The organism is Nocardioides segetis (assembly GCF_051390595.1).
Taxonomy (GTDB): Bacteria; Actinomycetota; Actinomycetes; order Propionibacteriales; family Nocardioidaceae; genus Nocardioides.
Window position 1 is genome coordinate 151,129 of the sequence record NZ_JBNINR010000001.1, and the last position, 22,533, is coordinate 173,661.

Here is a 22,533-nt window from a genome sequence, read left to right on the forward strand (position 1 = left end):
TGTCTCCCTCGCCTCGCTCCACCGCCGCACGACGTCGCGGAGGCCCCGATGAGGCGCGCCGACGTCGCGGGCGCGCTCGCCGCGGCCGCGCCCGGCCATGTCGTCGTCGCGAGCCTCGGCACCGCCGGGCGGGCCTGGCGCGAGCACGGCGGTCCGAACCCGACGTTCTACGCGTCCGACCCGATGGGCGCGGCGCCCGGTCTCGCGCTCGGTGCCGCGTTGGCCAGGCCGGACCTGGACTTCGTGCTGCTCGAGGGCGACGGCGACCTGGTGATGAATCTCGGCTCGCTGCTCGCCATCGCCGACGCCGCGCCGCCGAACCTGCGCGTGGTCGTCTTCAACAACGGCCGGTACGAGACGGGCGGGGGCCAGCCGCTGGCGGCCGGTGCGTCCGCCGACCTGGCCGCGATCGCGCGCGGAGCCGGCTGGCCGTTTGCGCGCACCGTCGTACGCGACACCTCCGCCGAGGAGCTCCCGGAGCTGCTCGGCGAGCTGCTCGGGGCAGCACCCGGACCGGCGATGCTCGTCGTCGAGGTCGACCCGGAGCCCTCGCCGTACGGCGGGCCGGGCGAGCTCTCGGGCGCGGAGGCGCAGCGGGAGTTCCGGACGGCACTGGCGAACTGGGAACGATCGAAGGGTGACGAAGGATGACGACACGGCTGCTGCGCAACGCCCGGCTGCTGGACCTCGAGCTCGGTGGTGAGCTCGGCGACGTGGTGGTCGTGGACGGCGTCATCGCCGACCTCGGCCCCGGCGCCGCCGACCGCTGGCTCGCCCAGGCGGGCTCCGCCGCGAGCGCGGCCGAGTCGACCGACCTCGGCGGCGACCTGCTCATCCCGGGTCTGGTCAATGCGCACACGCACTCCAACCAGACCATCGAGAAGGGCCTGTGCGACGCCCTCCCGCTCGACGCGTGGATGGTCGTGGCGTCGTACGGCGGCGCGGGCGCGCGGCTGTCTCCGCGCGACCTCTACGTCTCGGCGATGGTCGGCGCGATCGAGATGATCCGCAGCGGCGCGACCTCCGTGCTCGACTGCGCCCGCTCCGACAGCGAGTGGGTCGACGACGGCATGGACGCGATCATGCAGGCGTACGCCGACCTCGGGTTCCGCGCCAACGTGGCGATCCAGTACTCCGACCTCGACTTCTTCTCCTCGATCCCGGTCGACCTCGTGCCGGGTGGCGCGGAGCTGCGCAAGCCGCCGGTCGCGTCGCCCGACGTGGTGTTGGCGGCGGCCAACCGGTTCGTCGACCGCTGGCAGGGAAGGTCGCCGCTGCTGCAGCCGCTGCTCGGACCGTCGTCCCTGCCGCGCTGCTCGACGGAGCTGTTCGAGGCCAGCGTCGAGACGGCGCGCTCGCGCGGCGTCCGGATGCAGACGCACCTGCTCTCCGCGCAGTCGCAGATCCGGATGGCGCAGCAGCGCTACGGTGTCTCGACCGTCGAGTTCCTCGCGAAGCTCGACGCCCTGCAGGACTGGGCGTCCTTCGCGCACGCGATCTGGCTGAGCCCCGAGGAGGTCGAGCTCTTCGCGCAGACGGACGCGGTCGCCGTCCACAATCCGGCGAGCAACCTCAAGCTGGGCGCGGGCGTCGCGCCGGTGCCGGCACTGTTGAAGGCGGGTGCGAAGGTCGCCATCGGCTCGGACGGGGCGTCGAGCAACGACACGCAGAACATGTTCGAGACGCTCAAGCTCTCCACGATCCTGCATCGCGTGCAGGGCCCGCCGGAGACGTGGCCGACCGCCAACGACGGCCTGGGCATGTGCTGGACCAACGGTGCCGCCGCGCTCGGTGCCGACGTCGGTCGCCTCGCCGTGGGCGCCCAGGCCGACCTCACCGTCATCGACACCGACTACGTCTGGCCGGCGCCCGCGGAGCAGTTGCGCCACCAGCTCGCGTACGCCGAGCTCGGCTCGGCGGTGCGCAGCGTCTACGTCGCCGGCGAGGGCGTGTTCGTGGACCGCGCCTTCCCCGGCATCGACGAGGACGCGATCCGTGCCGAGGCGCGCGAGATCGCCACGCGGATCTGGACGACCCTGCCCGACCGGCTCGCCCGGTTCGAGGAGGTGCGGCCGGTCCTGGAGCAGGTCGAGGCCGCCGTCGGCGGGGGATCGGCCGTCTGCCACTGAGTCGGTCGGCGCTGTAACACGCCGTTGCCCGCAGTAACACGCCGTCCACGTCGCTGGGACGGCGTGTTACTGCCGATTTCGGCAGGTGGACGGCGTGTTACTGCGGGGCTGGCACGTGATCCCCCGCCCTCACTGCTCCGTCGCGCCATATTGCTATGCGAGATGTCGGATTGCATGTTGACATGGGCGACGGCGGACCTCTAGGTTCGATCGCAACGTGACGCGGGTCACGTCGCCGAGAGATCGCCGTCCTCGCCAGGGGGTCCGATGAAGACCGACCACGCAGCCGTCCGCGGCCCGGAGCGGGTCGACGGCTCCGGCCGGGCCCGCTGGACCGAGCGGACGGCCCCGGTCGCGCTGGGAGTGGCCGGGGTGGTGAGCCTGCTGCTGCTCTGGCAGTTGCTCGGCACCCTCGACATCGTGCCGCGCTCCTCGCTGCCCGGTCCGTGGTCGGTGCTGGGTGCGCTGCCCACGATCCTCGGCGACCGGGACTTCCTGGCCGGCGCGGTCGACAGTGCCGCGGCCACGGGCATCACGGTCCTGGTGGGCTCGCTGGTCGCGGTGGCCGTCGGCCTGGTCGCGAGCAGCTTCGCCTTCCTGCAGCGCCCGACCATGGTCGTGGTCAACACCTTCCGCTCGGTGCCGGCCACGGCGCTGATCCCGATCGGCGTCCTCATCTTCGGCCTGGGCATGGAGATGAAGGTCTCCATCGGCCTGTACGCCGTGGTGTGGCCGATCCTGATCAACACCATCTACGGCGTCGCGACCACCGAGCCGATGCGGCGCGACGTCGCCCGCTCGCTGCGCTGGGGCTGGTGGCGCCAGCAGGCGTGGGTCACGCTGCCGAGCGCGCTGCCCTCGATCCTCACCGGTGTCCGGGTCGCGGTCGGCATCGCGCTGGTCGTGGTGATCTCGACCGAGCTGCTCGGCGCGCGGTACGGCGTGGGCACGGTGCTCGTGCAGTACACGCAGGCCTCGCGCCCCGAGGTCGTCTACGCCGGGGTGCTGCTGCTCGGAACCGGCGGCGCCCTGCTCTTCTCCGCGCTGGTCCGTGCGGAGCGCCGGCTCGTGAGGTGGGTGGCCCATGACTAGCCGAACGACGAGGACGGGCCCGCGCCGCGTGGCGACCGCGCTGCGGCGAGCGGCGTCGGCGGTGGGGAACCTCTGGCTCCTGGCGCTCGTCCTGGTGCTCTGGGAGGTCTACGGCCGCGTCAGCGAATCGCTGTTCGTGCCGCCGATCTCCCGGATCCTGGAGAACTTCGGCGAGGTGTGGCTGGGCGGACCGGCCTCGCAGCTCTTCCTCTCCGACCTCTTCTGGAGCGAGGTCACGACCAGCCTGTCGCGCTTCGCCCGCGGCTGGGGACTGGCAGTCGTGGTCGGCATCGGGTGCGGCGTGGTGCTCGGCCGGAGCCCCGTGATCGCCCGGATGTACGGACCGGTCGTGCGCTTCTTCGCCGCCATCCCCAACACGGTGCTGCTGCCGATCGCGGTGCAGATCTTCGGCGTCGCCAGCAGCATGAACGTCTTCCTCATCTTCCTGGGCAGCGTCTGGGTGGTCATGATCAACACGGCGGACGGCGTCGCGGGGGTCGACCCGATGTGGCTGCGCAGTGCCCGCAGCATGCGGGTCTCACGCTGGATCCTCTACCGCCGGGTGATCGTCCCGGCCGCGGCACCGCAGATCCTGGCCGGCCTGCGGGTCAGCCTCGGGATCGGGCTGATCCTCATGGTGATCTCCGAGCTCTACGCCACCACCGAGGGCCTCGGCTTCCAGATCGTCGTCGCCCAGTCGAGCTTCCGCTACCTCGACATGTGGTCGGCCTTCGTCCTGATCGGCCTGATCGGGATCGTCCTCAACCTGGCCTTCGGCCGGATCGAGACCCGGCTGCTGCGCTGGCAGCGGCGGACCGGTCTCGACGCGCTGTGACCCGCCGGCACCCACAGGGAGTGAACCGATGAACGTCGTCGTCGACCGAGTCCGCAAGTCCTACGGCCGCGGTGCCGAGGCCAAGGAGGTGCTCACCGAGACCTCGCTGACCATCCGGTCCCAGGAGTTCGTCAGCATCGTCGGGCCCTCGGGCTGTGGCAAGTCGACGCTCCTCATGATGATGGCCGGTCTGCTGAGGCCGACCGGTGGCGAGATCCGGCTCGGCGACGAGCCGGTCACCGGTCCACCGGCCGGGCTCTCCGTGGTCTTCCAGGACTACAGCCGCTCCCTCTTCCCGTGGATGAGCGTGCGTCGCAACCTCACCACGGCGCTGACGGCCGCGCGGCTGGGCAAGGAGGAGCAGCGGTCCCGGGTCGAGCACGCGCTGGAGTCCGTCGGACTGGCGGGCAAGGGGGAGATGTACCCCTGGCAGATGTCCGGCGGCATGCAGCAGCGCGTCGCCATCGCCCGCGCACTCGTCACCGAGCCCACCGTGATGCTGATGGACGAGCCCTTCGCCGCCGTCGACGCCCAGACCCGCGCCGACCTCGAGGACCTCGTGCTCCGCGTGCGTCACGAGTACGACGTCACGGTGGCGTTCGTGACCCACGACATCGACGAGTCGGTCTACATGGCCGACCGGATCGTCGTCCTGGCGGCCAACCCCGGCCGGATCGCCGCCGACCTCACGGTCGACCTCCCGCGGCCGCGGGACCAGGTCGAGACCAAGCTCGACGCCCGCTTCGCCAAGCTCCGCAGCGAGGTGTTCCGCCTGGTGATGCGGCCCGACACCCCGACCGTGGCCTGACCGATCCCGGCGTCGCCGGGTCGCCCGCTCGCCCGCGGCGCCGCCGCGGGGCGATGTCCCTCCCCAACGAATCCCTCCCACCGAAAGGGCGCGCCATGAGAGCTCGTCATGCATCCACCCTGCGTCGCCGACTCGCGGTCGTCGGCGTCCTCGGCCTCGGCGTCGGTACGACGCTCACCGCGTGCGGCTCGTCGGACGACGACGCCGGAGCCGACGCCGGGGGCAGCCTTCGCGTCACGACCCTGGGCCTGTGCAACGAGGTCGTCTACTGGGCCCAGGAGAAGGGCCTGTTCGCCGAGCACGGCGTGGACGTGGAGCTGGTGAAGTCCACGGGCGGCGCGGCGGCCCTGACGGCGCTGCAGAGCGGGGACATCGACCTCGCCTTCGCCAACCCGTTCTCCACGATGATCGCCATCGACCAGGGCCTGGACCTCAAGTGGATCGCCACCGCCTACGAGACCACCAGCGTCGAGGCCGACGCCGCCAACGCCATGGTCGTGGCCAAGGACGCCGGGATCACCGAGGCCGCCGACCTGAACGGCAAGACCATCGGCGTCAACGAGGTCGGCGGCATCAACCAGATCGCGTCGAGCCAGTGGATGAAGCTCGAGGGCGGCGACCCGAGCACGGTCAAGTTCGTGGCCCTGCCCTTCAACGAGCTCGCCTCCGCCGTCGCGTCGGGCAAGGTGGCGGCCGCCCAGGTCCCGGCCCAGAACGTCGACCCCGAGCTCGGCCTGGTCAGCCTCGGCGACCCCTACGTCGTCGCGGGCGAGGGCAGCAACCTGGTCTTCGCCGGCTATGTCGCCACCGGCAAGGAGGCCGAGGAGAAGGAGAAGCAGCTCAAGGCCTTCCAGGACGCGCTGATCGAGACCAACGAGGCGTTCAACGACCCCGCCAACGACGACGAGCGCTTCGCGATCGCCTCGGCCCAGTGCAAGCAGGACGCGGCCGTGCTGAAGACCCTGCCCGAGAACATCTACGAGGCGCGCGTCGACACCGACGCCCTCGAGCGGATGGGCGAGATCCTCGTCGGCCAGGACCGGCTCGACGACCCGCCCTCGCCCGAGGACTTCGTGCCGTCGTACGTGACCACGAAGTAGCGGCTTCCCGCGCCGCCCGGCGCGGGCTGCCGGTGACGGACGAGGGCGCCCGGACCTTCGGGTCCGGGCGCCCTCGCGTCGGGTCGGGTCGGGTCAGCCGAGCAGCTTGACCGCGACGGCCTTCTCGCGCGTGAACTCGTAGAGCCCGCGGTAGCCGTTGCCGGAGGAGAACCCGCTCTGCTTGGCCATGTTGAACGGCATGCCGATCACGCCGGCGTCGGAGAACTGGTTCACGGAGATCTGCCCGGCGCCGATCTCGGCGGACATGCGCAGCGCCCGCGAGACGTCATTGGTCCAGATGCAGGCGAGCAGGCCGAAGTCGGTGCCGTTGGCGAGCGCGATCGCGTCGTCGTCGCCGGCGAAGGTCTCCACGGTCAGCACCGGACCGAAGATCTCCTGGCCGACGATGGCGGCGGCGCGGTCGGTCACCTCGAGCACGGTGGGGGCGAGGAAGTTGCCGGTGTCGCGGCCCGCCGGCCGGGCGCCGCCGAGGAGCAGCTCGACGCCGTCGCCGAGCGCACCCTCGATGAGGTCGCTCACGCGGGCGTGCTGGACCTGGTTCACCAGGGGACCCATGTCGAGGTCCTCGTCCCAGGCGCCGATCCGGATCTCGGCCATCGCGGCGAGCACCCGGTCCCGGACCTCGCCGGCGATGCCGGCCTCGACGAGGAGCCGGGAGCCGGCGTTGCAGTTCTGGCCGGCGTTCTCGGTGATCGACCGCACGATCGCGGGGACGGCGACGTCCAGGTCGGCGTCCGCGAAGACGACGTTGGGCGACTTGCCGCCGAGCTCGACCTTGATCGGGACGAGGTTCTGGGCGGCGGCCTGCATGACCAGGCGTCCGGTGGCCACGGAGCCGACGAAGCTGATGTGGTCGATGCCCGGGTGGCCGACCAGGGTGGCGCCGAGCTCGGCGCCGACGCCGGTGAGGACGTTGAGGACGCCCGGAGGCAGCCCGGCCTCCTCGGCGAGCTCGACGAGCGCGTGGATGACCAGGGGGGCGACCTCCGACGGCTTCAGCACGACGGTGTTGCCCGCGGCGAGCGCCGGTGCGAGGTTGGCGGCGCACAGGACCGCGGGGACGTTCCAGGGCAGCACGATCGCGCACACGCCGTGCGGCTCGCGGCGCGTGAAGCCGAGGTAGTCGGGGGAGCGGGTCGGCAGCGTGGCACCGGTCAGCTTGTCGGCGCCGCCCGCCGTGAACTGCAGGATCGAGCCGGCGATCTGGACGTTCAGCAGGCCGCCGGACAGCGGCTTGCCGACGTCGCGCGCCTCGAGCGCGGCCAGCCGGTGCTGGTGCTGGAAGACCAGCCCCGCCCAGCGGCCGAGGATCGCGCCGCGCTCCGAGGGGGACGTGCGTGACCAGTCGCGCGCGGCCGCGCGTGCCGCGGAGACGGCGCGGTCGACGTCGGCGACCTCGCTCGCCGAGATCCGGCCGAACGTCTCGCCCGTCGCCGGGTCGACGGAGGGGAACGCGGAGCTTCGTTCGAGCCAGCTCCCGCCGATGAAGGTGCCGAGGTGATCACCGCTCGGAGCGGCTGCTGCGGGGGTCTTCGCATCCGTGGTCACCCTCCGATCGTCCGACCCGCCCATAACAATAGTCAAGATGATGTGTTGCATTGCGAGACGGGCTGGTGCATGCTGGCGCAGTTCCCGGGGCTCGGCCGGCAGGCACTCGGACCAGGTCGGAACGACCCGCAAGTCACGCACTACTCGGATGGATCGAGGGCGGAGAAACATGCGAATCCAGAAGTTCTCAGCAGCCTGCGTTGCTGTGGCCATGCTCGCGATGGCCGGCTGCGGCTCCAGCGACGACGAGCCGAAGAAGGCGAAGGGCTTCGACGGCCCCGACCCGTTCGCCGTCGCGCGCGGAGCCACCATCGGAGAGCCCGGTACGGCGACCGCGCCCCAGTGGGCGGGCGAGGGCGCCGTCCCGAAGGGACAGCCCGACCAGAACGGGGACGGCAAGGTCTCCGTCGGCGTCATCACCTCGGGCGACACCAACGACGGCACCTACTACCAGAGCACCGCGGACGCGGTGGCCTACGCCGCGGACAAGTACGACTGGGAGCACACTGTCCAGGGACTGGTCCCGCTGACCCAGGCGGTCACCGCGGCGGAGAACCTGTGCCGCCAGCGGGTCGACCTGATCGTGATCAGCGACGCGCAGCTCGCGCAGGCCGTCACGGCGGCGTCCAACCCGCTGTGCAAGGACACCTTCTTCTACCTGCAGGGCGGCTACGGCTCGCCGGAGCAGGACGAGACCTTCACGCAGTCCTACGACGTGGGCCTCGACTACGCGTACGTCGCCGGCATCGCCATGGGCGCGTACATGAAGGCCAACGACATCAAGAAGACGGGCTTCCTGTCCGGCATCGCCGCGCCGTTCAACACCACCATCGGCAAGGTCTTCACCGAGGGCGTCAAGGCCCAGGTGCCGGACGCCGAGGTCGTGGAGACCTACACGGGCGACCAGATCGACGTCGGCAAGGCCGTCGAGGGCTTCAACGCCCAGGCATCGCAGGGCATCGGCGCGGTGTACCCGTACTTCGGGGCGCCGACGATCGCGGTCGCGAAGAAGGCGAAGGAGGCGGGCATCCCGGTGCTCGGCTCGCCGAAGACCTTCTGCGACTCCGGCGAGGCCGATTTCATCGGCGATGTCGTCTTCGCGCCCGGCTACTACCTGGCCCCGATGCTCGACCTCTTCGCCGAGGGCGAGCTCGAGCTCGGCGTCACCCGCAACTGGCGCCTTGGTGTCGACCCGGTGCCCGCGGTCCACGCGTGCGACGGCGCGGGCGACGGCAAGGACGCCATGAGCCAGGCGATCGAGCAGGCCCAGGCCGACATCAACGCCGGCAAGATCGACCTGTTCGGCATGGCCGGCGCGTCCTGATCCGACGATGATGAGTGAGGCTGCGGCTTCCCGACCGGAGGTGGAGCCGATGACACCGGCGCTCCGCATGGCCGGCATCACCAAGCACTTCAACGGGGTCCCGGCCTGCTTCGACGTCGACCTCGAGGTCGCGCCGGGGGAGATCCACGGCCTGCTGGGGCAGAACGGCGCCGGCAAGTCGACCCTGATGAACATCCTCCTCGGGCTGGTCCGCCCCGACCGCGGAGAGGTGATCCTGGCCGGTGAGCAGGCGGTCATCCGCGACCCGAACGCGGCCCGCGCACTCGGCGTGCGGATGGTGCACCAGCACTACAGCCTCATCCCCACGCTGTCGGTCTGGGAGAACGTCGTCCTCAGCGGGGAGGGTCGGGTCGACCGGGACCGCACCATCGCGCAGATCGAGGAGGTCAGCGAGCGCTTCGGGCTCGAGGTCTCGCCGCGGGCGCTCGTCGCCGACCTTAGCGTCGGCGAGCAGCAGCGCGTCGAGCTGGTCACCTGCCTGATCGACCGGCCGCGGCTGCTCGTCCTCGACGAGCCGACCGCGGTCCTGACCCGGCAGGAGTCGCGCTCGCTGTTCACCATGCTCCGCCGGCTGGTCGACCAGGACGGCTGCTCGGTCGTCCTGATCAGCCACAACCTGGCCGAGATCACCGCGGTGGCCCATCGCGCCACGGTGATGCGCGGCGGTCGCGTCGTCTCCCGGGTGATCCCCGCGGAGACGCCGGTGACCGAGCTCGCCCGTCACATGATCGGGCGCGACCTGCCCGGTACGGCGGACGTGGCCGCCGCGATCGGCGCCGACCCGGCTCCGGTCGCGGGCGAGGCGCGCGGGCCGGGCGGGCGGGGCGAGTCGCCCCCGATGGCGGACGACGAGCCGGTGCTGCGCATCGTCGGCGCGACGGCGACCCACGACGGGACCCGCGCGCTCGACGCGCTCGACCTCGAGATCCGGGCGGGCGAGATCGTCGGCGTCGCGGGGGTCGAGGGCAACGGCCAGCAGTGGCTGTCCGCGCTGCTCGCGGGCTCGCTCCCCCTGCAGGCGGGCGAGGTCCGGGTGCACGGGCGCAGGGTCCCGGTCGGCCGACCGGGCTCGACGCGCAAGGCAGGCGTCGGCGTCGTACCGGAGGACCGGAAGACGTCCGGCTGCATCCTCGACATGTCGGTCGCCGACAACCTCGCCCTCGCGGGCCTGAAGTCGCTGTCGCGCGCGGGAGTCGTCTCCCGGCGCCGGCTGCACGGCCTGGCCGAGCGGCTGGTCGAGGAGTTCGACATCGCCGTCGCGACGGTCGACCAGCCGATGCGGTCGCTCTCGGGCGGCAACCAGCAGAAGGTCGTCCTCGCCCGGGAGATGTCCGCCGGGCCGGCGGTCCTCGTGCTCGCCCAGCCCACCCGGGGCCTGGACGTCGGGGCCGTCGCCGACCTGCACGAGCGGATGCGCCAGGCGGCCGCCGCCGGCGTGGCCGTGCTCCTGATCTCGTCCGACCTGAACGAGATCATGCAGCTCTCCGACCGCATCGCCGTGATCTACCGGGGCCGGATCCAAGGAGAGCTGGCCCGCGCCGAGGCCGACCCCGAACGGCTCGGTCTGCTGATGGGAGGAGTGAGCGCATGACCACCCCAGGACCTTCGTCCCCTCCGCTGCGCTCCCCCGAGCAGGCTCCCGGGGACGGCGTTCGGAGCACCGAGGTCTCCGAGCCGGCCGCGACCCCGGGCGGTACGCCGTCGCCACCGTCGGGCGGAGGAGCCGACGCGGTCGCCGCCGGGCTCCTCGGCTCCCTGCGCTCGGGAGCGCGGCCCGCGACCGAGCAGGTCCTGGCGTTCGTGGCCTTCCTCTCGCTGGGCATCGGCGTCGGACTGCTGCTCGGCTGGGCGACCGGCCACGACCCGGGCGTGATCCTGGGCGACCTGTTCGAGGGCAGCATCGGCAGCAGCATCTCGATCGGCTACATGCTCACCGCCGCCGCGCCGTTGCTGCTCGTCGCCGTCGGCGCGGTGATCTGCATGCGTGCCGGCCAGTTCAACATCGGCCAGGAGGGCCAGGTCACCCTGGGCGCGATCGGCGCCGGCTTCGTCGTCTTCCACGTCGACGCCTCCGGCCCGGTGACGATCGTGCTGGCCTTCGTCGCCGCCGCGCTCGCGGGCGCCGGCTGGGCCTTCCTCGCCGCGCTGCTCAAGTTCGGACGCGGCGTCGACATCGTGGTCAGCTCGCTGCTCCTGGTGTTCCTCGCCGAGCAGCTCCTCACCGCCCTGATCAGTGGCGACGGGCCCCTGCACGATGACGGGGACGGGGTCCTCGGCGGTGGGACGGCGTCCCAGTCGCCGCGCGTCCCCGAGAAGTCCATGCTCCCCTCGATCCACATCCTCGGCGTCGACGTGCCGCTGGCGTTCGTGCTGGCGCTCGTCGCCGCGGCCCTCGTCGCCTGGTTCCTGGCGTCCGCGCACGCGGGCTACCGACTGCGGATCCTCGGCCAGAACCCGGCGGTCGCCGGCACGATCGGCATCAGCGCACCCAGGCTGGGCTCGCTCGCGGTCGCGGCGTCCGGTGCCTTCGCCGGTACGGCGGGCGCGGCGATCCTGATGGGCCAGAGCTTCCAGCTCAACCCCGGCGTCTCCAGCTCGATCGGCTGGAGCGGCCTGCTCATCGCCCTCGCCGCCCGGACCAACGCCGGCGTGAGCGTCCTGCTGGCCCTGGTGTTCGGTGCGATGGTCGCCGGTGGCGGCCTGCTCGGTGGTCACGGCGTCCCCGTGGACATCGTCAACGTGATCACCGCCGCGATCGTGGTCGCCCTGCTGTGTCCCCCCGTCCTGCTCGCGGCGCTGCGCCGCCGCCGGATCCGCCGTTCCGTGGAGGCCTGAGATGAACCTGACGACGGACCTCGAGACGATCCTGACCGCGTCGGTGCCGTTGATGGTGCCGCTGCTCTTCGCCGGGCTGGGGGAGTACGTCGCCCAGCGGGCCGGCACCTTCAACCTCTCCGTCGAGGGCATGATGCTCGGCTCCGCCTTCGCCGCGGCCTACGCCGCCTCGGAGACGGGATCGCCCGTCGTGGGGCTGCTGTGCGGCATGCTCGCGGGACTCGCCGTGGCCTTCGTGCACGGCAACCTGAGCCACCGGCTGCAGCTCAACACCTACGTCGTGGGCCTCTCGCTCAACGTGCTCGTGCTCGGCGTGACCAACTACCTGCTGTCGACGACGATGCTCGACATCCCCGGCAGCTCGGCCTGGCGGATCCCGCTGGTGTCCGACCTTCCGGTCATCGGCAAGGCGTTCTTCGTGCAGCCCTGGGTGGTCTACCTGCTCTTGCCGCTGCTCCTCGTCATCTGGTGGGTCCGCCGCCGCCGTGTGGGCCTCGAGCTCCGGGCCGCCGGCGACGACCCGGTGGCCGGCGACCTGACCGGCATCGACGTCAACGCCCGCCGCCGCCAGGCGCTGCTCTTCTGCGGCCTGTGCTCGGGCGTCGGTGGGGCGTACCTCTCGGTCTTCCAGTCCGGCTCGTTCACCTCCGGCATGACCGCGGGGCGCGGCTACATCGTGATCGCCGCCGTCATCTTCGGCGGCTGGATGCTGCGGGGCGTGATCGGCGCCTGCGCCGTCTTCGGCATCGCCCAGGGCCTGCAGCTGGCCCTGCCGGCCATCGGGTACTCCGTGTCGCCGCAGCTGCTCGCCGCGACGCCGTACCTCCTGGCGCTGGTGTCGCTCGCCCTCCTCGGCGCCCGGTCCCGACGACCACTCGCGCTCGGCCAACCCTTCGCGCCGGCGCGTTAGCGCGGCGGACGCCTCCGGCCGGTCGCCGGTGCCGTCCGGCACGACGCGACGACAACAGGGCCGCATCCGATCGGATGCGGCCCCGTTGTCGTGTCGAGCGTCTGCTGCGGCAGTCAGTCGAAGAGGACGACCCCGCGCAGGTTGCGGCCCGCGTGCATGTCCTCGTAGCCCTGGCCGATCTCGTCCAGCGCGTAGGTGCGGGTGACGATCTCGTCGAGCTTGAGGACGCCGGCGCGGTAGAGGTCGAGCAGCGCCGGGATGTCGGCGGTCGGGTTGCACTGGCCGAACAGGGAGCCCTGGATGCGCTTCTGGTAGAGCGTGAGCTCGGTCAGGCTGATCGGCGCCCCGACGGCGGCGTTGTCGCCCAGCCCCGTGACGACGGCCGTGCCACCCTTGCGGATGGCCGAGAAGGCCTCGCCGACGTGCTCGCCCGTGACCACGCCGACCGTGACGATGGCGGCGTCGGCCCCCTGGCCGTTGCTGTGCTGGCGGGCGATCTCGGCGGCCTCGGCCATCGTCGCGAAGGCGTGCGTCGCGCCGAAGCGCTTGGCCTCCTCGCGCTTGAACTCGACCGGGTCGACGGCGATCACCGTGGTGGCGCCGGCGTGCACCGCCCCCTGGACCGCGTTGATGCCGATGCCGCCGATGCCCATCACGATGACGATGTGGCCGGGCCGGACGGCGCCGGAGTTGACCGCCGCACCCCACCCGGTCGCGACGCCGCAGCCGACGAGGCACGCCTTGTCGAGGGGCAGGTCGTCGCCGATCCTGACGACGGAGCGGGCGTCGACCGTGGTGGTCTCCACGAAGGCCGAGACGCCGCACATCTGACCGACCGGGTCGCCGCCGTCGGCGAGGTGGAGGCGGGGCATCTCCGGTGCCATCCAGACCTTGCCGCCCTCGTCGCAGAGGTTCTGCATCCCGCTCGCGCACCAGCGGCAGCGGCCGCAGGCGGGCAGGAAGGAGAAGATGACGTGGTCGCCCTCGGCGAGGCCGGTCACGCCGCGACCGACCTTGGTCACCACGCCCGCGCCCTCGTGGCCGAGGGCGAAGGGATAGATCGCGACCGGGGAGTCGCCGACGGCGATGTGGTCGTCGGAATGGCACAGGCCGGCGGCGGCCAGGCGGACCTGGACCTCGCCCTCGGCGGGGTCGGCGACCTCCAGGTCGACCACCTCGTAGGGGCCCGGAGCCGTCCGGACGATCGCGCCTCTGGTTCGCATGAGCAGATCCTTCTCGTGTCCTCGCAGGTGTGTCGCTCCGACGGTAAGGGACACCGACTGATCGCGCAATGCGAGACGTTGACTCGTCTTGCGAGACGGTCTAGTCTCACTTGAGAGTTCGCTCACACAGGTACGGCCGATGAGGACGGGGTATGTCAACCTACGAGAAATTCGACCACCACTCGCCGGAATGCCGCGATGACATCGTCGGCTACTACGCGGCGTTCCGAGAGAAGTGCCCGGTGGGCCGGTCGGATGCGCACGAGAACGGCTACGTCTACCTGACCCGGTACGCCGACGTCTTCCACGTCGCGCGCAACGACGCCCTGTTCTCCTCCACGCGCGCGGCGGGCAACCTCGAGGGCACCGCCATCGTGATCCCGAGCGGTCCGTTCGGCGGCAACATGCAGCAGCCGCTGGAGCAGGACCCGCCGGACAACGTGGAGTACCGCCGGCTGCTGGACCTGATCCTCTCGCCGGCCGCCGTCGACGAGCTGCGCCCGATGATCGCGCGGCACGCGTCCCGCATCGTCGACGAGTTCATCGAGTCGGGCAGTGCCGACCTGGTCGAGGTGCTGACCAACCCGCTCCCCAGCGCGGTGACGCTGGACTGGATCGGCTTCCCCGAGGAGGACTGGATGCGGATCGGCCGTCCGATCCACGACGTCTTCACCTCCGAGCCCGGCAGCGAGCGCGCCCAGCGCGCGTACGAGGGCATGGCCTACATGGAGAAGCGCCTCGCCGAGCTCATCGCCGAGCGTCGCGCCGCGCCGAAGGACGACGTGATCAGCCGGTTGCTCCAGGAGCGCAAGGCCGACGGCACGGAGTTCACCGACGCCGAGCTGTTCTCGGTGATCGGCATCGCCATCACCGGCGGCGTCGACACCACCACCTCGCTGACCGGCTCGGTGCTCGTGCACCTCGACGAGCACCCCGAGATGCGCCAGCAGCTCATCGACGCGCCCGACCTGCTCGTCGACGGCACCGACGAGTTCCTGCGCCGCTACGGCTCGGTCACCGCCATGTCGCGGACCACGACCACCGACACCGAGATCGGCGGCTGCCCCGTCCGGGCCGGCGAGCGGGTGCTCGTGCCGTGGTTCGCGGCCAACCACGACCCCGAGGTCTTCAGCGAGCCGCACGAGGTCCGCCTCGACCGCGACGCCAGCCGGCACCTCACCTTCGGCATCGGCACGCACCGCTGCCCCGGCGCGCACCTGGCGCGGGCCATGTTCCAGGAGATGATCCACCAGGTCCTCACCCGGCTCCCCGACTACAAGGTCGACCGCGACCGCGTCGTCGGCTACGCCTCGCGCGGCAACCACATGGGCTGGGACGTCATCCCCGCGACGTTCACCCCCGGCCCGCGGGTCGGCGACCAGGTCGACCGGTTCACAGGCGCCAGTCACGGCACCGAGACCTACGACGTCGTCCTCGACACCGTCGACGTGGCCGCCGAGGACGTGCTGGCCATCACCGTGCGGGCGACCGACGGCCGCGCGCTGCCCCGGTGGCAGCCGGGCGCGCACCTCGAGGTGCGGCTCCCCTCCGGCCGGCTGCGGCAGTACTCCCTGTGCGGCGCGCTCGACGACCGCTCGTCGTACCGGTTCGCGGTGCTGCGCGAGCGCGCCGGCCGCGGCGGGTCCGAGGAGCTGCACGACGTCGCGGTCGCCGGCCGTGAGCTGACCGTCCGCGGTCCGCGCAACCACTTCCCCCTCGTCGACGCCGACGGCCACCTGCTCATCGCGGGCGGCATCGGGGTCACGCCGATCCTGGCCATGGCCCGCTCGCTCGCGGCGCGCGGACGACCGGCCCGCGTGGTGTACGGCGGCCGTTCGCGCGCCACCATGGCCTTCGCCGACGAGCTGACCGCCCTGCCCGGCATCGACGTGCAGCTGGTGCCCCAGGACGAGCACGGCCTCCCCGACCTGCGGGCGGCCGTCGCCGCGACGCCGCCCGGCACGGCCGTCTACTGCTGCGGTCCCGGCGCCATGATCGCGGAGGTCCAGCGGATCTGCGACGAGCTCGGCCGCCGGGCCGACCTCCATATCGAGCGGTTCGCCGCGAGTGACGAGATGGAGGCGCGGCTGACCTCGACCGAGGGCAACACGCCGTTCCGCGCGGAGCTGCGGCGCTCGGGCGTCACCGTCGACGTCCCGGTCGACAAGCGGCTGATCGAGGTCGTCCGGGAGGCGGTCCCGGGCATCGCCTACGACTGTGAGAAGGGCTTCTGCGGCTCCTGCGAGACCCGCGTGCTCGAGGGCACGCCCGACCATCGTGACGAGGTGCTGAGCGAGACCGAGCAGGCCGCCGGTCGGTCGATGATGATCTGCGTCAGCCGGTCGTGCACGCCCACGCTGGTCCTCGACCTGTAGCGACGCCACCGGCGTGATCTGACCCACGCGACACCCGGCACCGAAGACCCGGTGCCGGGTGTTCGTGCTGCCCAAAACCCTGTCCCCATGCGGGTTCTGGGCCTCGGCGACCCCTGGCCGTCGGGTGCCGCCATCTCGCGTGCGTATCGCTTGACATGATGCCATCTCGCAATAAAAGATGACTGCCATGCACGCGGTGACGACCGAACACGGGCTCGGACGAGTCGAGGGCGACGAGATCGCCCTCCTCGCCACCCCGTTCCCCGATCTCGGCGCGGTCGTCGAGGCGACCGGCTCGCTCGCCTGTCTCGACGACTGCGCCGTCACGGGTCGGATCCCGACCGACGCCACCCGGCTGCTCGCGCCGCTGGGCCGGCCCCGGGCGATGTGGGGCGTCGGGCTCAATTACCGGTCCAAGGCCGCGAAGGCCGGGCGCGACCTGCCCACGGAGCCGATCCTCTACCTGGCGGCGTCCTCGGCGATGCTCTCGCCGGACGCCGAGGTCCCGTTCCCGGCGGACGCGACCGAGCAGCTCGACTACGAGGGCGAGATCGCCGTCGTGATCGGGCGCCGTCTCCACCGCGCCGGTCCGGAGCAGGTCTGGCCGGCCGTCGCCGGCATCACCGCCGCCAACGACATGACGGCGCGCGACGTGATGAAGCGGACCGCGACCCCGACGCTCGCGAAGAGCTTCCCCGGGTGCAACCCGCTCGGCAGCTCGGTCTGCTCGGTCGAGGAGCTCGCGGACGCCGACGCGATCCCGGTGCGGACGTGGGTCAACGGCGACCTGCGTCAGGAGGACACCAGCGCCGGGATGATCTTCGCGATCCCCGACCTGGTCTCCCGCATCTCCTGGTACGCCGCGCTCGAGCCGGGCGACGTCGTGCTGACCGGCACCCCGGCCGGCACCGGCCAGGACCTCGACCGGTTCCTCGCCCCGGGCGACCGGATCCGGATCGAGGTCGGACCCGTGCTGCCGCTCGTCACCACCGTGGGCGCGTCGACCGGCTGAGCCGATCGCCCGACCCTCCGGGTGATCCGTCCCGGATCCGCCCGTTCCCTCCGGCCCAGCCACGACCTTCACAAGGAGCCAGCAGCATGTCCGACACGCAGGGGTACGACCTCGTTCTCACCGGCGGCACCGTCCTCGATCCCGCCTCGGGGCGCGACGAGCGCGCCGACATCGCGGTCAGCGGTACGACGATCGCCGCGATCGGCCCGGACCTCGCCACCGCCGGCGCCCGGGTCATCGACTGCTCCGGCTCGACCGTCGTCCCGGGCCTGGTCGAGGGCCACAGCCACATCTTCCAGCACGTCTCGAAGGTCGGCGCCCCCGCCGACGAGGCGCACCTGCGCCGGGGCGTCGTCGCGGTCGCCGACGCCGGCACGGCGGGTGCCTCGACGTTCGACGCCTTCCGCAAGGTCGTCGTCGAGGGCAACGCGATCCGCGTGGTCAACTTCCTCAACGTCTCGGTGCTCGGTCTCATCGACTTCCGCTTCGGCGAGCTCCTCAACCCCGACACCCTGGTGGTCGACGACGCCCTCGCCGTGGCCGCGGCCCACCCCGACGTCGTACGCGGGTTCAAGATCCGCCTCTCCGAGGATGTCGTCGGCCACCACTGGCAGGCGCTGCTGAAGAAGTCGGTCAGCCTGGCCGAGCAGGCCGGCCTGCCGCTGATGGTCCACATCGGCGAGACCGAGGAGCCGGTGCCCGCCGTGCTCGACTACCTGCGGGCGGGCGACATCGTCGCGCACTGCTACACCGGCAAGCCGCACGGCATCCTCGCCGAGGACGGCACCGTGCTGCCCGGGGTGATGGCGGCGCGCGAGCGCGGCGTCCTGTTCGACTCCGCCCACGGCAAGAGCAACCTCAGCTTCGAGATCGCCCGCCGGGCGATCGCCGACGGCTTCCTGCCCGACATCCTCAGCTCCGACACGAGCGCCCGGAACTGGCGGGGACCGGTCTTCGACCTGGTCACCAGCATCTCCAAGCTGCGTGCGCTCGGCGCTCCGCTCGACGAGTGCATCCGCCGCGCCACCGTGGTGCCGGCGCAGGTCCTGGGTCTCGAGGAGGAGGGCTACGGACGGCTCGAGGTCGGCGGCCGGGCGAACGTCACCGTGCTCACCGAGACCAGCGAGGTCACGCTCCCGGACGCCTCCGGCAACAGCATCGTCGCGCCGCGACTCGAGCCGACCACCGTCCTCCACGACGGCGCGCTCGTCGAGACCACGCCGTGGCGAGGTGGCGTGACGGCGTGAGGACCGTCCACCGGCTGCGGCGACAGGTCCGCGAGGGGCTGACGGGCGGGCGCCGCCAGGTCGGCATCTTCGTCAAGCTCGCCTCGCCGGACGTCGTCGAGCTGGCCGGACGCGCCGGACTCGACCTGGTGGTCGTCGACCTGGAGCACTCGACCCTGACCGAGCGCGACGCGATCGGCCTCGTCCGGCACGCCGTGCTGTGCGGTATCCCCGCGCTGGTGCGGCTGCCGGAGGTCGACGCGCCGCTCGTCGCGCGTCTGCTGGAGAACGGCGCTGCCGGCATCCAGCTGTCCACCCTCCGCTCGGCCGCCGAGGCCGCGCGGCTGCGGGACGCATGCCGGTTCGCGCCGACCGGGGCCCGCTCGGTCAGCCTGGCCAACCGGGCGGCCGGCTTCGGGTCGGTACCGCTCGCGGACTTCCTGCGGATCGAGGCCGCCGACCCGCCCCTCCTGGTCGGCCAGATCGAGACCCGGGTCGACGAGCCGCTCGCCGAGGTCGTCCGCGGGCTGGACGTGGCCTTCGTCGGCACCACCGACCTCGCCGTCAGCCTCGGCCTGCCCCCGCCGGACGTGATGGCTGACGCTGTCGGCGCCGTAGGCGCGGCAGCGGCGGAGGCGGACGTGGCCTTCGGCGGCTGGGCCGGCGCGCTCGCCGACGCCGACCGGCTGGGACTCGCCACGGCGTCGTACCTGCTCGTCAGCTCGGACCTGCAGCTGCTCGCCCACGGCCTGGGGGCCGTCGTACCCGTCGCATCTGAGGAGGAAGCGTGACCGCACTCAACCCGTCGCTGTTCGGCAAGGTCGTCAACTGGGACGACATCCCCCAGCGCGAGATCCGGCCCGGCGTCCGGCGTCGGATCTTCGCCACCGACGAGGTCCTCATCGCCCACCACGAGCTCGAGGTGGGGATGACGCTCAACCCGCACTCCCACGAGGACTTCGACCAGCTCGTCTTCATCGCCTCGGGACGCTGCCGCTACCACGTCGCCGGGACCCCGCACGAGATGGGCCCGGGCTCCTTCCTCCTCGTCCCCCGTGGCGCGGAGCACTACGTCGAGCCGACCGAGGGCCCCTGCGTCAACATCGACTACTTCGTGCCGCCCCGCGCCGACCTGCTGGAGAAGCTCGAGCTCCCCGTCTGACCCGACGGGTCGGCGGAACTGGATCGCGCCGGGAGCGCGTCGTGGGGGATCATGAGGGCGTGGTCGATGCGGACGCGACAGGGCAGGCGATCGGGCCCCACGAGGACGAACCCCACGAGCAGGGCTTCAACGACCGGCTCAACTGGCTGAGGGCGAGTGTTCTCGGCGCCAACGACGGCATCGTGTCGACGGCGGGCATCGTGCTGGGGGTCGCCGGCGCCACGAGCGACCGGTCGGCGATCCTGATCGCGGGCATCGCCGGCCTGGCGGCGGGAGCGATGAGCATGGCCGCCGGCGAGTACGTCTCGGTCAGCACCCAGCGTGACTCCGAGGAGGCACTGCTGGCCAAGGAGCGCCGCGAGCTGCGGGAGGATCCCGAGGACGAGCTCGCCGAGCTGGCCGGTCTCTATGTCGACAAGGGCCTCGACCCGGACCTGGCCCTCCAGGTGGCGCGCCAGCTCACCGCCAACGACGCGCTGGCCGCGCACGCCGAGGTCGAGCTCGGCATCGACCCCGACGACCTCACCAGCCCCTGGAAGGCGGCCTTCGCGTCGATGCTGTCGTTCACGGTCGGCGCCCTCCTGCCGCTGCTGACGATCGTCCTGGTGACGGCCGACGCCCGCGTCCCGGTCACGGTCGTCGCCGTCGTCGCGGCCCTGGTCCTGACCGGCTGGCTCAGCGCCCGGTTCGGCTACGGCTCGACCGGTCGCGCGGTCGTGCGCAATGTCGCCGGCGGTCTGCTGGCCATGGCGGTCACCCACGGCATCGGCCAGCTGGTCGGCACCCAGGTCTAGCCCATGTCGCGGATCTTCACCGCCGTCGTCCCTCCGGACGAGGCCGTCGAGCATCTCGACGCCTTCCTCGACCCCCGCCGGGCCGCGGCGTCGTTCCGCTGGACCCGGCCCGAGCACCTGCACGTCACCCTCGCGTTCATGGCCGACGCGGCCGACCACCGCGTCGACGGGTACGTCGACCGCCTGGCCGAGGCGCTCGACGGCATCCCGCCCGCGGAGCTGTCCCTCGCCGGTGCCGTGGTCTTCCCGAACGTCGCCGAGGGCCGGGTGCTCGCCACCGGCGTCGCCGGTGGGACCGACGTCCTCGCCACCGCCTCGGTCCGGGCGCGCAACGCCGCCGTGGCCTGCGGCATCGAGGTCGACGGCCAGCGGTTCCGGCCGCACGTCACCGTCGCGCGCACGGGCGGCCGACCCACCGAGCTGACCAGCTGGGTCCGGCTGCTGGAGACGTACGCCGGCCCGGCGTGGCCGCTGCGGGCGGTCCAGGTCGTCGCCTCCCATCTCGGCGAGGGGCCTCGCCGCTCGCCGCGCTACGAGACCCTCGCCGAGATCCTGCCCTAGCCTGCTCGAGCCCGCTGTTGCCCCATGCCGCCCACGCGTCCACCTGACCGCTGTCGGCGCCTCGGCGGCGCGTGACACGCCGAGGGCCCGGTCCGCGCTGGCGGAACCGGGCCCTCGACGTACGACCGGGGTCAGTTGAGGTGGTGCACGATCTCCTCGACCTTGTCCTTCGCGTCACCGAACAGCATCTGGCTGTTCTCGCGGAAGAACAGCGGGTTCTGCACGCCGGCGTATCCCGCGGCCATGGACCGCTTGAAGACGATGACGTCCTTGGCGTTCCAGACCTCGAGGACGGGCATGCCCGCGATCGGGGAGGACGGGTCCTCGGAGGCCGCCGGGTTGACGGTGTCGTTGGCGCCGATGACCAGGACGACGTCCGTCTCGGGGAAGTCGTCGTTGATCTCGTCCATCTCGAGCACGATGTCGTAGGGCAGCTTGGCCTCGGCGAGCAGCACGTTCATGTGGCCCGGGAGGCGACCGGCGACGGGGTGGATGCCGAACCGGACGTCGACGCCCTTGGCCCGCAGCTTCGAGGTGAGGTCGGCGACCGGGTACTGGGCCTGCGCAACCGCCATGCCGTAGCCCGGCGTGATGACCACCGAGGACGCGCCGGCGAGGAGCTCGGCGACCGCGTCGGCCTGGATCTCGCGGTGCTCGCCGTAGTCGACGTCGGCGCCCGCGGGCGCCTCGATGCCGAAGCCACCGGCGATGACCGAGATGAACGAGCGGTTCATCGCCTTGCACATGATGTAGGACAGGTAGGCACCGGAGGAGCCGACGAGGGCACCGGTGACGATGAGCAGGTCGTTGCCCAGCAGGAAGCCCGAGGCGGCCGCGGCCCAACCGGAGTACGAGTTGAGCATCGACACCACGACCGGCATGTCGCCGCCGCCGATGGAGGCGACGAGGTGCCAGCCGAGCGCCAGGGCGAGCAGCGTCAGGACACCGAGGAGGAGGTCGGCCGAGGTGTTGTCGTGGGTGTCCATCGAGACGTAGACCGCGGTCAGGACCGCGAACAGCACGAGCGAGCCGATGTTGATGAGGTTCTTGCCCGGCAGCATGAGCGGGGCGGACTTCATCTTCGCCGACAGCTTCAGGTTCGCGACGATCGAGCCGGTGAAGGTGACCGCTCCGATGAAGATGCCGATGGCGACCTCGGCCTCGTGGATGTTGACGAGGCTGTCCATCGACTCGTGCGAGCCCAGGATGTGGCCGTTCCAGCCGATCGCCACCGCGGCGAGACCGACGAAGGAGTGCAGGAGCGCGATGAGCTCGGGCATGCCGGTCATCTCGACGATCTTGGCGCGCCACAGGCCGATCGCGGCCCCGATGGCGATGGCCGCGAGCATCAGGATGATGACCAGGGCGCGGTCGTCGAGGAACTCGCTGACGTCGATGACGGCGGCCACCGTGGCCACGAGCGCGATCGCCATGCCGACGATGCCGTAGGTCAGGCCGTTCTTGGCCGACTCGTGCTTCGACAGGCCGGCGAGCGAGAGGATGAAGAGCAGCGAGGCGATGATGTACGCCGCGCCGGTGATGGAGATGATGTCCATG

At 71.8% G+C, this 22,533-nt stretch carries 20 protein-coding genes; 17 read left to right on the plus strand and 3 right to left on the minus strand.

Annotated elements, in window-relative coordinates:
• The first annotated feature begins 48 nt into the window (after positions 1-48).
• The 6 genes from ACPZVR_RS00665 to ACPZVR_RS00690 all read left to right on the plus strand — a co-directional run bounded on the left by ACPZVR_RS00665 (position 49) and on the right by ACPZVR_RS00690 (position 5,964).
• A complete protein-coding gene (locus ACPZVR_RS00665) occupies positions 49-651 on the plus strand; it encodes a thiamine pyrophosphate-dependent enzyme (RefSeq protein ID WP_436697636.1) in 603 nt (200 codons plus the stop codon).
• A complete protein-coding gene (locus tag ACPZVR_RS00670) occupies positions 648-2,129 on the plus strand; it encodes an amidohydrolase family protein (protein WP_436697637.1) in 1,482 nt (493 codons plus the stop codon). Before ACPZVR_RS00665 ends, ACPZVR_RS00670 begins: the two co-directional genes overlap by 4 nt.
• 267 nt (positions 2,130-2,396) lie before the next feature.
• Positions 2,397-3,221, plus strand: a complete 825-nt coding sequence (locus ACPZVR_RS00675) for an ABC transporter permease (protein WP_436697638.1) — start codon at positions 2,397-2,399, stop codon at positions 3,219-3,221.
• On the plus strand, positions 3,214-4,056 hold the full coding sequence (locus ACPZVR_RS00680; RefSeq protein WP_436697639.1) for an ABC transporter permease: 843 nt from the start codon (positions 3,214-3,216) through the stop codon (positions 4,054-4,056). Before ACPZVR_RS00675 ends, ACPZVR_RS00680 begins: the two co-directional genes overlap by 8 nt.
• A 28-nt stretch (positions 4,057-4,084) precedes the next feature.
• Positions 4,085-4,864: an ABC transporter ATP-binding protein gene (locus ACPZVR_RS00685; protein WP_436697640.1), complete on the plus strand. Its 780-nt coding sequence runs from the start codon at positions 4,085-4,087 to the stop codon at positions 4,862-4,864.
• A 95-nt stretch (positions 4,865-4,959) separates the two neighbouring features.
• Positions 4,960-5,964 (plus strand): ABC transporter substrate-binding protein, encoded by a 1,005-nt coding sequence (locus ACPZVR_RS00690; RefSeq protein ID WP_436697641.1) that lies wholly within the window; start codon positions 4,960-4,962, stop codon positions 5,962-5,964.
• A gap of 93 nt (positions 5,965-6,057) precedes the next feature.
• On the opposite strand, the gene ACPZVR_RS00695 is transcribed toward ACPZVR_RS00690, so the two are convergent.
• Entirely contained in the window at positions 6,058-7,533 is a 1,476-nt protein-coding gene (locus ACPZVR_RS00695; protein ID WP_436697642.1) for an aldehyde dehydrogenase family protein, read from the minus strand.
• Between the two features lie 211 nt (positions 7,534-7,744).
• Here ACPZVR_RS00695 and ACPZVR_RS00700 point away from each other — a divergent pair, with 211 nt between their 5' ends.
• Genes ACPZVR_RS00700 through ACPZVR_RS00715 form a run of 4 tightly spaced genes read left to right on the plus strand, consistent with a single transcriptional unit; the run spans position 7,745 to position 12,623 of the window.
• On the plus strand, positions 7,745-8,857 hold the full coding sequence (locus ACPZVR_RS00700) for a BMP family ABC transporter substrate-binding protein (RefSeq protein WP_436698208.1): 1,113 nt from the start codon (positions 7,745-7,747) through the stop codon (positions 8,855-8,857).
• A gap of 49 nt (positions 8,858-8,906) precedes the next feature.
• Positions 8,907-10,469 carry an ABC transporter ATP-binding protein gene (locus tag ACPZVR_RS00705; RefSeq protein ID WP_436697643.1) on the plus strand — a complete coding sequence of 521 codons (1,563 nt, stop codon included), beginning with the start codon at positions 8,907-8,909 and terminating at the stop codon, positions 10,467-10,469.
• Positions 10,466-11,713, plus strand: coding sequence for an ABC transporter permease subunit (locus ACPZVR_RS00710; protein ID WP_436697644.1), 1,248 nt, complete (start codon positions 10,466-10,468; stop codon positions 11,711-11,713). Before ACPZVR_RS00705 ends, ACPZVR_RS00710 begins: the two co-directional genes overlap by 4 nt.
• Position 11,714: 1 nt before the next feature.
• Complete coding sequence (locus tag ACPZVR_RS00715; protein WP_436697645.1) at positions 11,715-12,623, plus strand: ABC transporter permease; 909 nt, start codon at positions 11,715-11,717, stop codon at positions 12,621-12,623.
• 113 nt (positions 12,624-12,736) lie between these two features.
• On the opposite strand, the gene ACPZVR_RS00720 is transcribed toward ACPZVR_RS00715, so the two are convergent.
• On the minus strand, positions 12,737-13,846 hold the full coding sequence (locus ACPZVR_RS00720; protein WP_436697646.1) for an NDMA-dependent alcohol dehydrogenase: 1,110 nt from the start codon (positions 13,844-13,846) through the stop codon (positions 12,737-12,739).
• A gap of 152 nt (positions 13,847-13,998) precedes the next feature.
• On the opposite strand from ACPZVR_RS00720, the gene ACPZVR_RS00725 reads away from it, so the two are divergent.
• The 7 genes from ACPZVR_RS00725 to thpR all read left to right on the plus strand — a co-directional run bounded on the left by ACPZVR_RS00725 (position 13,999) and on the right by thpR (position 20,976).
• A complete protein-coding gene (locus ACPZVR_RS00725; protein WP_436697647.1) occupies positions 13,999-16,221 on the plus strand; it encodes a cytochrome P450/oxidoreductase in 2,223 nt (740 codons plus the stop codon).
• 178 nt (positions 16,222-16,399) lie between these two features.
• Positions 16,400-17,233: a fumarylacetoacetate hydrolase family protein gene (locus tag ACPZVR_RS00730; protein WP_436697648.1), complete on the plus strand. Its 834-nt coding sequence runs from the start codon at positions 16,400-16,402 to the stop codon at positions 17,231-17,233.
• Positions 17,234-17,319: 86 nt separating this feature from the next.
• Positions 17,320-18,480 (plus strand): amidohydrolase family protein, encoded by a 1,161-nt coding sequence (locus ACPZVR_RS00735; RefSeq protein WP_436697649.1) that lies wholly within the window; start codon positions 17,320-17,322, stop codon positions 18,478-18,480.
• On the plus strand, positions 18,477-19,250 hold the full coding sequence (locus ACPZVR_RS00740) for an HpcH/HpaI aldolase family protein (RefSeq protein WP_436697650.1): 774 nt from the start codon (positions 18,477-18,479) through the stop codon (positions 19,248-19,250). The genes ACPZVR_RS00735 and ACPZVR_RS00740 overlap by 4 nt, the downstream gene beginning before the upstream one ends.
• The gene (locus ACPZVR_RS00745; protein WP_436697651.1) at positions 19,247-19,621 is read left to right on the plus strand and encodes a cupin domain-containing protein; all 375 of its coding nucleotides are present in this window, start codon (positions 19,247-19,249) and stop codon (positions 19,619-19,621) included. The genes ACPZVR_RS00740 and ACPZVR_RS00745 overlap by 4 nt, the downstream gene beginning before the upstream one ends.
• Positions 19,622-19,680: 59 nt before the next feature.
• Positions 19,681-20,415 carry a VIT1/CCC1 transporter family protein gene (locus tag ACPZVR_RS00750; protein WP_436697652.1) on the plus strand — a complete coding sequence of 245 codons (735 nt, stop codon included), beginning with the start codon at positions 19,681-19,683 and terminating at the stop codon, positions 20,413-20,415.
• A 3-nt stretch (positions 20,416-20,418) separates the two neighbouring features.
• Positions 20,419-20,976 carry an RNA 2',3'-cyclic phosphodiesterase gene (thpR, locus tag ACPZVR_RS00755; protein ID WP_436697653.1) on the plus strand — a complete coding sequence of 186 codons (558 nt, stop codon included), beginning with the start codon at positions 20,419-20,421 and terminating at the stop codon, positions 20,974-20,976.
• Between the two features lie 131 nt (positions 20,977-21,107).
• Here the strand turns inward: thpR and pntB are convergent, their stop codons facing one another.
• Complete coding sequence (gene pntB, locus ACPZVR_RS00760) at positions 21,108-22,532, minus strand: Re/Si-specific NAD(P)(+) transhydrogenase subunit beta (RefSeq protein ID WP_436697654.1); 1,425 nt, start codon at positions 22,530-22,532, stop codon at positions 21,108-21,110.
• Between the last annotated feature and the right edge of the window lies 1 nt (position 22,533).